Raw genomic sequence first — 13714 nt, forward strand, 5'->3', positions numbered from 1 at the left:
GTTTCTGGCCGGTCATCCCCGCCCTCCGCGCTGCGCGTTCAGAAATTCCGCGTGGCCCCGATGGAGGCGCGGATATTGCTGAAGGACCGCGACGGGATATTGCTGTCCTGACGCTCCACCCCCAGATGCAGCACCGGCGCGAAACCCTGCATCGTCAGTTCGCGGTGCATCAGCGATGCGGTCAGGCTGACATTCGTATCCCTCGCGGGGGCGAATTGCGGCAAAAGCGGATTTGATGCGGCATATTGCGTCTGTGATGCAGCGGCGCTCAGCCCTGTGGTCATGCCGCCTGCATGCGCATATTGCCCACCGAAACTGACACCAATGTCGCTGCGCGTGTTGAAATCCGCGCGCGCGTTGTGTTTGGCCAGCGACACACCACCATCCAGCCGGATCTGGGGTGTCAGAATATGCATGGCCTTGACCGACAGCGCCGTGCGCCAGCCATCCATCGCCTTGTTCGCAACGCCCGGATAGCGCAGCCTGTCGGCATTTGCCCTGACACTCAGATGTGTGCGTGGCCCGAAACGGCGCTGGAAACTGGCATATACGCCCAGCCCTTCCATCAACCGGCCACCATCCCCGAAGGCGGCTTGCAGGGTGACGCCCGCGCCGATCTGCTGTCCATGATCGCCCAATGTCAGCAGGCCGAATTCATTGCGCAACCGCCAGGAATTCAGGCGACTGTCCTCAAAAACCTGCCCATTGGCCATGACATGCACGCGCCCGCGCAGATCATGCCCCAGACGTGGCAGCCATGTTCCGCCAAGGCCCAGATCCATGCCAACCCCGCGCCGCGCCTGCGCCAGCGGCAAGGGGATGGCCCCGCCGACCATGACATGGCTTTCACCGGACGCGCGCGTGGGGTTGGTCTGGGGCACAATGGCGAAACTGGCATGACCCTGCCATGTCCTGCGCCGGTCCATCGCGGTCAGATATTCCTGCACCGCCGAAATTTCGCCCAGCGATAATTGCCCCGACAGCGCATTTTCGAAATGAAACCGCGCGCGCGCGTCCTGTTCAGTCAGATATAATGCGCGCGCCAGTTCCAGCCGGAATCGCGGCACCTGCGGGGCCAGTGTCACTGTCCGTTCCAGATGCGGCAAGGCCGCACGCGGGGCGTTTTCACGCATGTGCGACAGGCCGATGATCCAGGCCTGCTCGACGCTATCTTCCGGGGTTTGGGGAATGGCCGTTTCAGCGACAGCGCGCGCGGCGGGAAAATCTTCGGCAAGCATAAAGCGCCCTGCCTGTTCCAGCGCGCCATTGCGTGGTTCCGCCTGCAGGGCACCACCTGCAAAGCATATAACGACCACAAGCGCCAACGCCTTGCATGCCCATGTCATCCTGCTGCCCGATCCTGCAACGGCATTTTCGCCGCATTTTTTTCATTGCCCTGAATCTTAAGGTATTTTCCGTCCAAGTCAACTGTGCCGCAGAATTGCGGGCTGCGCTTAACTGTTCATCAGGGAATTGGCCGCATAATCGGTAATGCCCTATTCCCGACAGGTCCGCCCATGCGCTACCGCCCCCCAAGACAACATCAGACCGCAGCGGTCGGAATAATCCGCAATGGCATGCGGTTTCAGTCGCATCTGGTCGATCTGTCCGAAAGGGGGATGAAACTGAAGTCCAGCCTGGATGCCCGCCCCGGCGAAGTGCTGCAACTGCACGCGAAAGGGGCAGTCATTCAGGCCGAAGTGCGCTGGGTCAGGGACAACCATATCGGGTTGCAATTCGCCAAGGGTGGATCGGCCACAGACAGATCGCGCTTCCTGTTGCGCCTGATGCCGGAAAAGAACCAGCGCGCGGGGGCACGGGTTCATGGCTTCACCGAATTGTAGCGGTCAGGTGCGCGGCTATGGGTTTTCCGCGTTCTCCACCTGTGCTTGCAGCCGCACCACTTCCTGTCGCAACCCGCGCACCAGCGCTTCGGAAAAGCGGTTCAGCCGCGCCACACGCCGGTCATCCAGATGCCGGATCAGGAAGAAACTGCGCGTCAGGCTGAACACATCAGGCAGAACCCGCTGGATATCGGCACCGGCGGGAATGGCAAAATCATGCACCACCGCAACCCCCGCCCCGCTGCGCACCCAATTGAACTGCACCGCAACCGAATTCGACGACAGCGCCACCTGTTCCAGCCCCAGTTGCGCCAGATAATCCAGTTCGCGGTCAAAAATCATGTCGGGAATATAGCCGATCACCCGATGCGCGCGCAGATCCTGCAGGTCACGGATCGGGGGATGGGCTGCCAGATACCGGCGCGACGCGGCCAGATGCAGGTGGTAATCGGTGATCTTCTGCACTGATAACCGCCCCGCTTCGGGGGCGGATACACCAATGGCCATATCCGCTTCGCGCCGCGAGAGGTTGAACACGCGCGGCAGCGCGATGATCTGCACCTCCAGCGCGGGGTTTTCCGCGCAGATTGCGGCCACCACCTGCGGCAACAGGTAATTCGCGCAGCCATCGGGGGCGCCAATCCGGATCTGGCCCGACAGGCCGGTTCCGCCTGTGGCCTGCGCCGCATCGCTGGCGGCAATCAGGGCGGTTTCGGCCTCTATCGCGTGGGGCAGCAGGCGCGCGCCGTCATCTGTCAGCGCATATCCCTGATGGGAACGTGTGAACAACCGCCGCCCCAGCCCGTCTTCCAGCCGGGTGATGCGTCGGCCCACAGTCGCAGGGTCCAGCCGCAACGCCTGCCCTGCCCGCCCCAGGCTTTCGCCCCGCGCAAGCGCCAGAAAAACGCGCATGTCATCCCAATCCATCATGCGGGCATGCAAATGCCAACCATTGCAAAAATGCAAGATCATTTTGGATTATTCCCTGTTCCCTGCGCGAAAATGCAAGACTATGCTGCGTCCAGACATATGACAGGAGGATCGCATGAGAGAGCTTTCACATTGGATTGACGGCCAACACGTTTCGGGCACATCGGGGCGGTTTGCCGATGTCTTCAACCCCGCCACAGGCGAAGTGCAGGCGCGTGTGCCGCTGGCGTCCAAGGCCGAACTGGATGATGCCGTTGCCCGCGCGGCCGCCGCACAGGTAAAATGGGGCGCCACCAACCCCCAGCGCCGCGCGCGTGTCATGATGGCGGCTGTGCAGCTTATCAACCGCGACATGGACAAGCTGGCGGAAAAGCTGTCATCGGAACATGGCAAGACATTCCCTGATGCCAAAGGCGACATTCAGCGCGGGCTGGAAGTCATTGAATATTGCATCGGTGCGCCGCAAATGCTGAAGGGCGAATTCACCGACAGCGCAGGCCCAGGCATTGACATGTATTCCATGCGCCAGCCGCTGGGCGTGGTCGCAGGTATTACGCCCTTCAACTTTCCTGCCATGATTCCGCTGTGGAAAATGGGCCCAGCACTGGCCTGCGGCAACGCGATGATCCTGAAACCCAGTGAACGCGACCCGTCCGTGCCGCTGATGCTGGCCGAAATCTTCAAGGAAGCGGGCCTGCCCGATGGCGTCCTGCAAGTGATCAATGGCGACAAGGAATCGGTGGACGCGATTCTGGACAATGAAACCGTTCAGGCGGTGGGTTTTGTGGGGTCCACCCCGATTGCGCATTACATCTATTCGCGCGGCTGCGCGGCCGGCAAGCGGGTGCAGTGTTTTGGCGGTGCGAAAAACCACATGATCATCATGCCCGATGCCGATATGGACCTGGCCGCCGATGCGCTGGTGGGCGCAGGCTATGGCGCGGCGGGCGAGCGGTGCATGGCGATTTCGGTTGCAGTGCCCGTAGGCGAAGGCACGGCAGACGCGCTGCGCGAACGCCTGATCCCGAAAATCGAGGCGCTGAAAGTCGGCCCATGGACCGCAGGCGATGATGTGGATTACGGCCCTGTGGTAACCGCCGCAGCGAAGGAAAACATCCTGCGGCTGGTCGAAACCGGTGTGGAACAGGGTGCGGAACTGGTGATCGATGGCCGCAATTTCAGCCTGCAAGGTTATGAGGACGGCTTCTTTGTCGGACCGCATCTGTTTGACCATGTAACCCCTGACATGGATATCTACCGCAAGGAAATTTTCGGCCCGGTTCTGTCGATGGTGCGCGCGGCCAGCTATGAAGAAGCCATCGGGCTGGCGATGGATCATGAATATGGCAATGGTACAGCGATCTTCACCCGCGACGGGGACGCGGCGCGCGATTTCGCCCATCGCATCAACATCGGGATGGTGGGCATCAATGTGCCGATCCCGGTGCCGCTGGCCTATCACACGTTCGGTGGCTGGAAGAAATCGGGTTTTGGCGATCTGAACCAGCACGGTCCGGATGCGTTCAAATTCTATACCCGCACCAAGACAGTGACTTCCCGCTGGCCAAGCGGAATCAAGGAAGGGGCGGCGTTCAACTTCAGGGCCATGGACTGAACACCGATTGGGGGGCTTCGCGCCCCCCTTCTGGCCTGCGGCCAATTCACCCCCTGCAGCGTATTTTCAGGCAAGATGAAATATTGCTGAAAGATTCCGGCACTATCGGGGGACCGGACCTATTGGGAGGATGTGATGGATTTCAGTTTGACCGGGGAATCAGACGCGATTTTCGACATGGCGCGTGCGTTCGGGGCCGAACACATTGCGCCCTTCGCCCGCGACTGGGAAACACAGGGCAGCATTCCGAAGGATCTGTGGGCGAAATTTGCGGAACTGGGCTTTGGCGGGCTTTATGTGCGCGAGGATGCGGGTGGCGCGGGATTGTCACGGCTGGATGCCACGCTGATATTCGAGGCGCTGTCGATGTCCTGCCCGTCGGTTGCGGCGTTTTTGTCCATTCACAACATGTGCGCGGCCATGATTGACAAGTTCGGGTCGGACCAGATGCGGGCAGAATTGCTGCCGCGTGTGGTCGGGCTGGACTGTTTCATGTCCTATTGCCTGACCGAACCGGGGTCCGGCTCGGATGCGGCCGCGCTGAAAACACGCGCAGAACGCGACAATGAAGGCTATGTGCTGAACGGGACCAAGGCGTTCATTTCGGGCGCGGGCTATTCCGATGGGTATATCGTCATGGCGCGCACTGGTGCGGACGGGCCGCGCGGCATATCCGCACTGGTGGTGATGGATGGCGCGCAGGGACTGAGTTTCGGCGGGCTGGAAGACAAGATGGGCTGGCGGTCTCAACCCACCCGTCAGGTGCAGTTTGATGATTGCCATGTGGGCGCAGATGCGCTGCTGGGTGACGAAGGCCATGGGTTCCGCTATGCCATGGCCGGGCTGGACGGGGGGCGGCTGAATATTGCGGCCTGTTCCCTTGGGGGCGCACAGGCGGCGCTGAATGCGACATTGGCCTATATGGCCGAACGCCGCGCTTTCGGCCAAAGCATCGACCAGTTTCAGGCGCTGCAATTCCGGTTGGCGGATATGGAGATTGAGATGCAGGCCGCGCGCGTATTCCTGCGCCAGGCTGCGTGGAAGCTGGATCAGGGCGCGCCGGATGCGACGAAATTCTGCGCCATGGCCAAGAAATTCGTGACCGAGGCGGGCAGCCGCGTCGTGGACCAATGCCTGCAACTGCATGGCGGTTATGGCTACCTGGCCGATTACGGGATTGAAAAGCTGGTGCGCGATCTGCGGGTTCACCAGATCCTTGAAGGGACAAATGAAATCATGCGCCTGATCGTTGCACGCCAGATGCTGGGGGCGCGCTGATGACGGATGTTCATATTCGCCGCGACGGCTGTGCAGGCCGTATCACGCTGACCCGCGCATCGGCACTGAACGCGCTGAATTACGAGATGTGCCTGACCATTGACGCCGCACTGATCGACTGGGCCAAAGATGACAGTGTGGCGCTGATCATCATGGACGCGACCGGCGAGAAGGCGTTTTGCGCGGGCGGTGATATTGCAAGGATATACGCCACGGGCCGCGCCGGGGATTACGCCTATGGCCGCAGCTTCTGGCATGATGAATACCGCATGAATGCGCGGCTGGCGGAGTATGGCAAACCGATTGTCAGCTTCATGCAGGGTTTTGTCATGGGCGGCGGCGTGGGGCTGGGCTGCCATGTCAGCCACCGGGTGGTCGGTGAAAGCAGCCAGATTGCCATGCCCGAATGCGGCATTGGTCTGATTCCGGATGTGGGCGGCACGCATCTTCTGGCGCGCGCACCGGGGCAACTGGGGGCCTATCTGGGCCTGACCGGCGCGCGTATGGGCGCGGCAGATGCCATCCGCGCGGGTTTTGCGGATATGTTCCTGCCTGAAGCTGACTGGGACAGCGCCAAGGCCGCGCTGATCAGCACTGGAAATCCTGATGCATTGCAGCCCGGGGCAGAGTCGCCAGCGGCGCAATTGCTGGCGCATCAACCGTTGATTGACGCGGCATTCGGGCAGGGCAGCGTGGCCGGTATTGTCCGCGCGCTGGAACAGGATGGGTCGGATTTCGCAACCCGGACAGCAAAAACCCTGCGGCGGAATTCCCCGCTTTCAATGGCCTGTACCCTGACGATGCTGCGCAATCCCGCAGCCCGCGCCACCATCCGCGACGCATTGGCGCAGGAATACCGCTTCACATGGCGGTCAATGGAGAATTCGGATTTTCTGGAAGGTATCCGCGCAGCCATTATCGACAAGGACCGCGCCCCCCGCTGGGGGCATGACGGGATTGACGCCGTGACCGACTCAGAAGTGGCCGCGATGCTGGCCTCGCTCGGGCCGGATGAGCTGACATTTGCAACAACCGGGAAGGGGTGAGGATGAAAATCGGGTTTATCGGATTGGGAAATATGGGCGGACCGATGGCGGCAAATCTGGCGCGCGCGGGCCATGACGTGGCAGGGTTCGACCTTGCAGCCCCCTGCCCCGACGGGGTGGCCAGCGCCGCAAGTGCCGCAGATGCCGCGACCGGCGCGGATGTGGTCATCACCATGCTGCCCAATGGCGCGATTCTGCGCGATGTCGCTGCGAATGTTATTCCCGCCATGCGCACAGGTGCTGTGCTGTGCGATTGTTCAACCGTGGATGTGGACAGTGCGCGTGCAGTTGCACAGCAGGCCGCAGATGCAGGCATCGGCGCGCTGGATGCGCCAGTGTCGGGCGGTGTCGGCGGGGCGGCGGCGGGCACGCTGACCTTCATGGTCGGCGGGTCAGATGACGCATTCGCCACTGTTCAGCCCTTGTTCGCCATCATGGGCCAGAAAGCAGTGCATTGCGGCGCATCCGGTGCTGGTCAGGCCGCCAAGATCTGCAACAACATGATCCTGGGCGCAACAATGGCCGTCACCTGCGAGGCATTCGCGCTGGCCGACAAGCTGGGACTGGACCGCGCGCGCATGTTCGATGTGGTGTCCACATCATCAGGCTATAGCTGGTCGATGAACGTCTATTGCCCCGCCCCCGGCATCGGCCCTCAAAGCCCGGCCGACAATGACTACAAGCCCGGTTTCGCCGCCGAACTGATGCTGAAGGATCTGCGCCTGTCGCAGCAGGCCGCAGAAAGCGTCGATGCGCATACGCCCATCGGTGCGCGCGCCACGGAACTCTATGCCAGTTTTGTCGAGGATGAGGGCGGCAAGGGCCGCGATTTTTCCGCCCTGCTGCCGCATTTTGCGACGCGCGGGCGGGTATAACCAACCGGATTATGCAATCCCCTGCCGGGATGTGACATCACAGCTTGCCGGTATAAAAACCGGCGGCATTGAGCGCGTATTGCGCAAAGTAGACCGGGCCAGCGCCTGTCCTGCATTCCGGCGCAAACCTGCGCTGGCTTTGTCTGGCCGGAATCGAGGCTTTGGCCATGGGGCTGATGCAGACTCGCCCCGCGAAAATAGCCGGTTTCAGCCCAGATCCGGCGGCACAAGACCATGCCGCCATTTCTTGTATTTTTTCATCAGAAGGGTCTTGCAGCCCCGCCCCGGCTTGGCTAAACAGCGCTTCACAGTTGGGGTGTAGCCAAGTGGTAAGGCATCGGTTTTTGGTACCGTGTATCGTAGGTTCGAATCCTACCACCCCAGCCAGCTTTCTCGCAAGTTACTGAGTCCGAACTGGTTCCTGCGATCCGATTCGCAGCTTGAAACCGGCAGGATAAAATTCGCGGGGTGGCAGGTTCTCCGGGGTATGGGTGTCGGTGTTTGGTGACGCCAAGATGACAACCGCGTTGCGTGTTCGCATCCCGCGTGCCGCCTTGAAATGTTCCCGGAACTCTGTGGGGGTTGTGACCGCCCGGTTGAGCCAGTCAGGCGGCGCACGAAAACTACGCAAAAACTGTCAGACCTGCGGAAGATGTATGACAATACGCCCCGCAACTATTTGTATTTAATGGGCGGAACGGGGAAATGGTAGGCCCGGAGGGACTCGAACCCCCAACCAAAGCGTTATGAGCGCTCTGCTCTAACCAATTGAGCTACAGGCCCGCCTGGGCGCGTTGCTACGCAGAATGCGCGCGCTGGTCAAGCACCTGTTGCATATCGGATCGGTTGCCCTGCGCCGTGCAATCGGGTATCGCGCGCAACAAACACTCCTGCTGCAAAGGGCTGCGATCATGTCAGAAGGAAAGAACGGGCTGAGTTACGCCCAGGCTGGTGTCGATATCGACGCGGGCAATGCATTGGTCGAGGCCATCAAACCCGCCGCCAAAGCCACCGCGCGCGCGGGAGTCATGTCCGGACTTGGCGGATTCGGCGCGCTGTTTGACCTGAAGGCAGCGGGATATAGTGACCCTGTTCTTGTGGCGGCAACCGATGGGGTCGGCACCAAGCTGCGCATCGCCATTGATACAGGCCATCTGGACACAATCGGAATCGATCTGGTGGCGATGTGCGTCAATGATCTGGTGTGTCAGGGGGCTGAACCGCTGTTCTTTCTGGATTATTTCGCCACCGGAAAACTGGATGTGGCCGATGCCACACGCATCATCAACGGCATTGCGGCGGGCTGTCAGGCATCTGGCTGTGCCTTGATCGGTGGCGAAACGGCAGAAATGCCTGGCATGTATGACGCCAAGGATTTCGACCTAGCCGGTTTTTCCGTAGGGGCCATGGAACGCGGCGCCGCGTTGCCTGCGGGGGTTGGCGCGGGCGATGTGCTGCTGGGGCTGGCATCTGACGGGGTGCATTCCAACGGCTACAGCCTTGTGCGCAAGGTGGTGGAACATGCCGGACTGAACTGGGACAGCCCTGCACCCTTCGGCACAGGCAGCTTGGGCGCGCAATTGCTGGCCCCCACGCGCCTCTATGTGAAACCCGCGCTCGCTGCGATCCGCGCAGGTGGCGTGCATGCGCTGGCCCATATCACTGGCGGCGGGCTGACAGAAAACCTGCCGCGCGTGCTGCCCGAAGGGCTGGGTGCAGATATTGACCTTGGCGCATGGTCGCTGCCGCCGGTCTTCAGCTGGCTGGCAAAATCGGGCGGGCTGGAACAGGCGGAAATGCTGAAAACCTTCAACGCGGGTATCGGTATGGTGCTGGTTGTGGCCGCAGACCGTGCAGATGCATTGTCGGATCTGTTGCGCGACACTGGCGAAAATGTCCACCGCATCGGCACCGTGACCGAAGGCGCGGGTATGCGTTACACTGGACAGCTTGCATGAGCCTGCGCGTTGCGATCCTGATTTCGGGGTCGGGGTCCAATATGGTGGCGCTGGCACAGTCGATGCAGGGCGACCACCCTGCCCGGCCCTGTCTGGTACTGGCAAATGACCCCGCAGCTGGCGGGCTGCGCAAGGCCGAAGACATGGGCATTGCCACAGCGGCGGTCGATCATCGCCCCTTTGGCGGCGACCGCGCCGCATTCGAGGATGCGCTGCTGCGCCCGCTGATGGATGCGCATCCTGACCTGATTGCGCTGGCAGGGTTCATGCGCGTCCTGACACCGGAATTTGTGGCCCGGTTCGAAGGGCGGATGCTGAATATTCACCCGTCGCTTCTGCCGAAATACCGGGGCCTGAACACCCATGCCCGTGCAATTGCCGCAGGCGACACGGTCGCAGGCTGCACGGTTCATGAAGTGACCCCCGCACTGGATGACGGGCCGATTCTGGGTCAGGCGCGTGTGCCGGTGCTGCAAGGCGACACCGCAGAGTCGCTGGCCGCACGGGTGTTGCCAATGGAGCATCGCCTGTATCCCGCCGTTCTGCGCCGCGTAGCCATGGGCGAACGCGGCCTGCTGACACTGACCGATGGCATGGTCGGATCAGCTTGAAATCTCTGCAGGTGGAATCCGGTCTTTTGCCGAGGTTTGGGAATTCCGCAAAGGGCGCAAACGACAGCCCCAGCACGGATCAGACCTGCCTTGCGATGCTGCCTGCCACGATCATGCGCTGGCGCGTGGGGCTTTCCCCAACGAACAACGCCTGCCCAATCTGATTTGCTGATATGCCCTGACCCACGCTACGGGAATCATGGGAACCTGGTTTGCGCTTGCGGAAAAACTGCCTCAATCATCCGCCGACGCGCGCGCGAAAGGCCGCCACCTCGCGTTCCAGCCGCCGCAGCGCCGCGCGTTCCAGCCCCAGTTCCAGTTGCAGATGCAGAATTTCGGACCGGTTATTTTGCCACTCCGCGCGCAAGCCCGTGTCGCTGTCTGCAGCCAACGCCCCGACAATCACATTACTTCTGTCACGCAGGCTATTTATTTCATTCAATAAATTCTGAACCCGCATCCGTTGCGCATGTTCGCGCAGCCCCAGCGCATGCCCTTCATCAAACCCTGCCGCCTGCGCCGCCGGGCACAGATTGCGGTTGATGCGCCCACGCTGCCCTTCGGCCAGTCCCGACAAGGGGGTGCAGAACTGCCGCAACCCCTGATCATACCCGCGCTGCCACGCGCTGCGTTCCGGCGCAACATCCACCTTTGCGCATTGGCGCTGGTGGCGCTCAAACTGCATATCGGGCCGTTCCCCCGCCGCCCCGTCACGCAGCCCGATAGCGGTCCAGTCCCCTTGCAGGCATTCTTCGCGGCTGATCGAGGCGCAGGACGCCAGAATCACAAGCCCCAGAAGCGGCAGGACGGCCCCTTTCACGGCGTCAGCTCCGGTTGCGCCAGATGCGCCGCATAAAGGGCAACCGCCGCCGCGTTGGACACATTCAACGATCCGAAATCCGCCGCCGCCGGAATGCGCGCGATATAGTCGCAGCTCTCGCGAGTCTTGTCGCGCAGCCCCGGCCCTTCGGCCCCCAGCACCAGCCCGACAGGACCGCCCGGCACCGAAGCCAATGTCTGGCCAAGCGTCTGCGGCCCGTCGCCATCCAGTCCGATCATGACATAGCCCATATCCTTCAGGCTTTCCATTTCCTCCGCCAGATTGCGCACCCGCAGATAGGGCTGTCGTTCCAGTGCACCGCTGGCGGTCTTGGCCAGCGCGCCGGTTTCAGGGGCGGCATGGCGCTGCGTGGCGATCACAGCGCAGGCACCGAACACTTCCGCCGACCGCAGGATCGCGCCCACATTATGCGGGTCGCTGACCCGGTCCAGCAGCACGACCAGCCCCGCCCCGCCCTTCGGCGCACAGCGCGCAGCAATGTTGCCCCAGTCCAGTGGCCGCACTTCCAGCGCTGCGCCCTGATGCACGGAATCCGCCGCGACCGGGGCCGCGAATCTGCGCGCATCGGAAATTTCGGGGGTCATGCCGCTGGCCGCGATTGCGTCTTCCAGCTTCTGCGCCGCATTCAGTGTCACAACCAGACGCATCTTGTCGCGCATGGGGTTCATCAACGCATCGCGCACCGCATGCAGGCCAAACAGCCAGAGCGATTCTGTTTTCGCCGCACGCCGCGCCTTTTCCTTGTCGATGACCCAATCGGGTTTCTTCATACCACGCCCCCAGTTCTGCCATATGCGCAATTGGCCTTCAGTATTGACCATGCGCAGCCCTGCACGCGGGATCAACCCCCAATGCACGCCCCATTGCACCTGCGCAAAATATCTGGCTGTTGGCATGGTTTCGGGCCTTGACGCTGCTGCGGCCCTTCGGTATCGAAGCGCCACGTCAGAGGGCGACGAGCTGCAAGGTGCGGCAGCGGACTGTAACTCCGCCGGGGAGACCCACGCCTGGTTCGATTCCAGGGTCGCCCACCATTTCCCCATATATCTCGACCAGAAATAACGACGTGGCGCGCAGCAATCTGGCGTGATTCCGTGGGGGGATATCCGCCCCACCCGCCCAGGCGCGTGCATCTTATTCAAGGGTTGGAACCAACGCGGTTCCGGTTTGAACGTCCGAACCGGACCAGCCATTCACCCGCATTGCTATTTTCAAGAATATTTTTCGACCTGCACCCACAGTCCGGTGCATTGTTCTTATTTCCCACAGGGAATTGCACTAATTCCAGAATTTTGTTCTAAATACACCAAGAAATCAGAGGCCTGTCATGCAGCATTTTCCGATCTACCTTGACACCGCAGGTGCCGACATCGCCGTTATCGGCAATGGCGCGGCCGCGCTGGCAAAGCTGCGCCTGTTGTTCAAGACGCAGGCGCGGATCACTGTGTTCGCGCCCGCTGCGGAACCGGACCTGGCCCATGCTGTGAAAACGCAGGGGCATACCCTGATCGCACATGCCCCACAGGCGCAGGATCTGGCGGGAATGCGGCTGGTCTATTCCGCGACCGAAGATGCCGCGCAGGATGCCGCGAATGCGGCCCTCGCCCGTTCGGTTGGCGCGTTGGTCAATATCGTCGATAATCTGGATGGCAGTGACTTCATTACCCCCGCGATTGTGGACCGCGACCCTGTTGTCGTGGCAATCGGCACCGAAGGGGCGGCCCCGGTTCTGGCACGCGCCATTAAGAAAGATATCGAAGACCATCTGCCCGCAGGTCTGGGCACACTTGCAAGCGCGGGCAAGGCGTTCCGCCCGCAGGCAGAAGCCCTGCCCCATGGCCGCGCGCGGCGTGATTTCTGGGCCGATTACTACCTGAAGGCCGGGCCGGACCTGTTGGCGGGCACAGGCAGCACCACCCCACAGGACGCACTGCAGGAATTGCTGCACCGCCATCTTGCGACAACCGCAAGCGCGGGCCGCGTTGATCTGGTTGGTGCCGGTCCCGGCAACCCCGAACTGATGACCCTGCGCGCGCGCCGTTTGCTGGACCGCGCCGATGTTGTCATTCATGACCGGCTGGTGACGGGCGATATTCTGGAACTCGCGCGGCGTGAAGCGCTGTTCATTGCCGTGGGCAAAGAAGGGTTCGGCCCCTCCACCCCGCAGGAGCATATCAACGCGCTGATGATTGAACACGCCAGCCAGGGTGCGCATGTCGTACGGCTGAAAGGTGGCGATGCCGCCATTTTTGCCCGCCTTGACGAAGAAACCGACGCGCTGGACGCGGCAGGCATCGACTGGGGCGTGACACCCGGCATTACGGCTGCCAGCGCGGCAAGCGCCGCAATCGGGCGCAGCCTGACACGGCGCGGGCGCAATACCGGACTGCATATCCTGACCGCGCATGACAAGGACGGCATTGCCGATCTGGACTGGTCCGCGCTGGCCCGCCCGGATGCAGTTGCCGCGATCTATATGGGCAAGCGCGCCGCGCGCGTCATTCAGGGCCGCCTGCTGATGCAGGGCGCCGCCCCTGCCACCCCTGTTACACTGGTTGAAAACGCATCGCATGCAACCCAGACCATCACCGCCTGTCGGCTGGAAACGCTCGCCCATTCAGTGCGGTCCCTGCGTGGCCCTGTTGTCATGCTGCTGGGACTTTCGCCTGCTGGTGCCGTATCTGTCCTGCCCCAACTGATAGAAGAGTCCGCCTGA

Annotated in this window: 12 protein-coding genes and 3 tRNA genes; 10 read left to right on the top strand and 5 right to left on the bottom strand. The window is 61.9% G+C overall.

Annotation, left to right across the window (positions count from 1 at the left end; genetic code table 11):
* Positions 1-38: 38 nt before the first annotated feature.
* On the bottom strand, positions 39-1346 hold the full coding sequence (locus tag PUT78_RS05420; RefSeq protein WP_274351160.1) for a surface lipoprotein assembly modifier: 1308 nt from the start codon (positions 1344-1346) through the stop codon (positions 39-41).
* Positions 1347-1517: 171 nt separating this feature from the next.
* Here PUT78_RS05420 and PUT78_RS05425 point away from each other — a divergent pair, with 171 nt between their 5' ends.
* Complete coding sequence (locus PUT78_RS05425) at positions 1518-1844, top strand: PilZ domain-containing protein (RefSeq protein WP_274351161.1); 327 nt, start codon at positions 1518-1520, stop codon at positions 1842-1844.
* A gap of 15 nt (positions 1845-1859) precedes the next feature.
* Here PUT78_RS05425 and PUT78_RS05430 read toward each other — a convergent pair whose 3' ends face one another.
* A complete protein-coding gene (locus PUT78_RS05430; protein WP_274351244.1) occupies positions 1860-2771 on the bottom strand; it encodes a LysR family transcriptional regulator in 912 nt (303 codons plus the stop codon).
* A 118-nt stretch (positions 2772-2889) separates the two neighbouring features.
* Between PUT78_RS05430 and PUT78_RS05435 the strand changes: the two genes are divergently transcribed.
* The 5 genes from PUT78_RS05435 to PUT78_RS05455 all read left to right on the top strand — a co-directional run bounded on the left by PUT78_RS05435 (position 2890) and on the right by PUT78_RS05455 (position 7975).
* Complete coding sequence (locus PUT78_RS05435; protein WP_274351162.1) at positions 2890-4389, top strand: CoA-acylating methylmalonate-semialdehyde dehydrogenase; 1500 nt, start codon at positions 2890-2892, stop codon at positions 4387-4389.
* Positions 4390-4524: 135 nt separating this feature from the next.
* A complete protein-coding gene (locus tag PUT78_RS05440) occupies positions 4525-5667 on the top strand; it encodes an acyl-CoA dehydrogenase family protein (protein WP_274351163.1) in 1143 nt (380 codons plus the stop codon).
* Positions 5667-6713: an enoyl-CoA hydratase/isomerase family protein gene (locus tag PUT78_RS05445; RefSeq protein ID WP_274351164.1), complete on the top strand. Its 1047-nt coding sequence runs from the start codon at positions 5667-5669 to the stop codon at positions 6711-6713. Before PUT78_RS05440 ends, PUT78_RS05445 begins: the two co-directional genes overlap by 1 nt.
* Before the next feature lie 2 nt (positions 6714-6715).
* Positions 6716-7588 carry a 3-hydroxyisobutyrate dehydrogenase gene (gene mmsB, locus PUT78_RS05450; protein ID WP_274351165.1) on the top strand — a complete coding sequence of 291 codons (873 nt, stop codon included), beginning with the start codon at positions 6716-6718 and terminating at the stop codon, positions 7586-7588.
* Between the two features lie 312 nt (positions 7589-7900).
* A tRNA-Gln gene (locus PUT78_RS05455) sits at positions 7901-7975 on the top strand.
* A 319-nt stretch (positions 7976-8294) separates the two neighbouring features.
* Here PUT78_RS05455 and PUT78_RS05460 read toward each other — a convergent pair.
* A tRNA-Ile gene (locus PUT78_RS05460) sits at positions 8295-8371 on the bottom strand.
* A 128-nt stretch (positions 8372-8499) separates the two neighbouring features.
* Here PUT78_RS05460 and purM point away from each other — a divergent pair.
* Both purM and purN read left to right on the top strand, forming a co-directional pair.
* Positions 8500-9546 carry a phosphoribosylformylglycinamidine cyclo-ligase gene (purM, locus tag PUT78_RS05465; RefSeq protein WP_274351245.1) on the top strand — a complete coding sequence of 349 codons (1047 nt, stop codon included), beginning with the start codon at positions 8500-8502 and terminating at the stop codon, positions 9544-9546.
* On the top strand, positions 9543-10157 hold the full coding sequence (gene purN / locus PUT78_RS05470) for a phosphoribosylglycinamide formyltransferase (protein ID WP_274351166.1): 615 nt from the start codon (positions 9543-9545) through the stop codon (positions 10155-10157). Before purM ends, purN begins: the two co-directional genes overlap by 4 nt.
* A 238-nt stretch (positions 10158-10395) precedes the next feature.
* On the opposite strand, the gene PUT78_RS05475 is transcribed toward purN, so the two are convergent.
* Positions 10396-10977, bottom strand: a complete 582-nt coding sequence (locus PUT78_RS05475; protein ID WP_274351167.1) for a DUF2799 domain-containing protein — start codon at positions 10975-10977, stop codon at positions 10396-10398.
* Positions 10974-11768: a 23S rRNA (guanosine(2251)-2'-O)-methyltransferase RlmB gene (rlmB, locus tag PUT78_RS05480; protein WP_274351246.1), complete on the bottom strand. Its 795-nt coding sequence runs from the start codon at positions 11766-11768 to the stop codon at positions 10974-10976. The genes PUT78_RS05475 and rlmB overlap by 4 nt, the downstream gene beginning before the upstream one ends.
* 180 nt (positions 11769-11948) lie before the next feature.
* Here rlmB and PUT78_RS05485 point away from each other — a divergent pair.
* Together PUT78_RS05485 and cysG are read left to right on the top strand one after the other, a co-directional pair.
* A tRNA-Tyr gene (locus PUT78_RS05485) sits at positions 11949-12032 on the top strand.
* A 293-nt stretch (positions 12033-12325) separates the two neighbouring features.
* A complete protein-coding gene (cysG, locus tag PUT78_RS05490) occupies positions 12326-13714 on the top strand; it encodes a siroheme synthase CysG (RefSeq protein WP_274351168.1) in 1389 nt (462 codons plus the stop codon).

This window comes from Roseinatronobacter alkalisoli (genome assembly GCF_028745735.1).
In the GTDB taxonomy this organism is placed as follows: domain Bacteria; phylum Pseudomonadota; class Alphaproteobacteria; order Rhodobacterales; family Rhodobacteraceae; genus Roseinatronobacter; species Roseinatronobacter alkalisoli.

Coding starts and splice junctions, on each gene's coding strand:
- PUT78_RS05420 (WP_274351160.1), bottom strand. CDS start 1,346: ATGACATGGGCATGCAAGGCGTTGGCGCTTGTGGTCGTTATATGCTTT.
- PUT78_RS05425 (WP_274351161.1), top strand. CDS start 1,518: ATGCGCTACCGCCCCCCAAGACAACATCAGACCGCAGCGGTCGGAATA.
- PUT78_RS05430 (WP_274351244.1), bottom strand. CDS start 2,771: ATGGATTGGGATGACATGCGCGTTTTTCTGGCGCTTGCGCGGGGCGAA.
- PUT78_RS05435 (WP_274351162.1), top strand. CDS start 2,890: ATGAGAGAGCTTTCACATTGGATTGACGGCCAACACGTTTCGGGCACA.
- PUT78_RS05440 (WP_274351163.1), top strand. CDS start 4,525: ATGGATTTCAGTTTGACCGGGGAATCAGACGCGATTTTCGACATGGCG.
- PUT78_RS05445 (WP_274351164.1), top strand. CDS start 5,667: ATGACGGATGTTCATATTCGCCGCGACGGCTGTGCAGGCCGTATCACG.
- mmsB (WP_274351165.1), top strand. CDS start 6,716: ATGAAAATCGGGTTTATCGGATTGGGAAATATGGGCGGACCGATGGCG.
- purM (WP_274351245.1), top strand. CDS start 8,500: ATGTCAGAAGGAAAGAACGGGCTGAGTTACGCCCAGGCTGGTGTCGAT.
- purN (WP_274351166.1), top strand. CDS start 9,543: ATGAGCCTGCGCGTTGCGATCCTGATTTCGGGGTCGGGGTCCAATATG.
- rlmB (WP_274351246.1), bottom strand. CDS start 11,768: ATGAAGAAACCCGATTGGGTCATCGACAAGGAAAAGGCGCGGCGTGCG.
- cysG (WP_274351168.1), top strand. CDS start 12,326: ATGCAGCATTTTCCGATCTACCTTGACACCGCAGGTGCCGACATCGCC.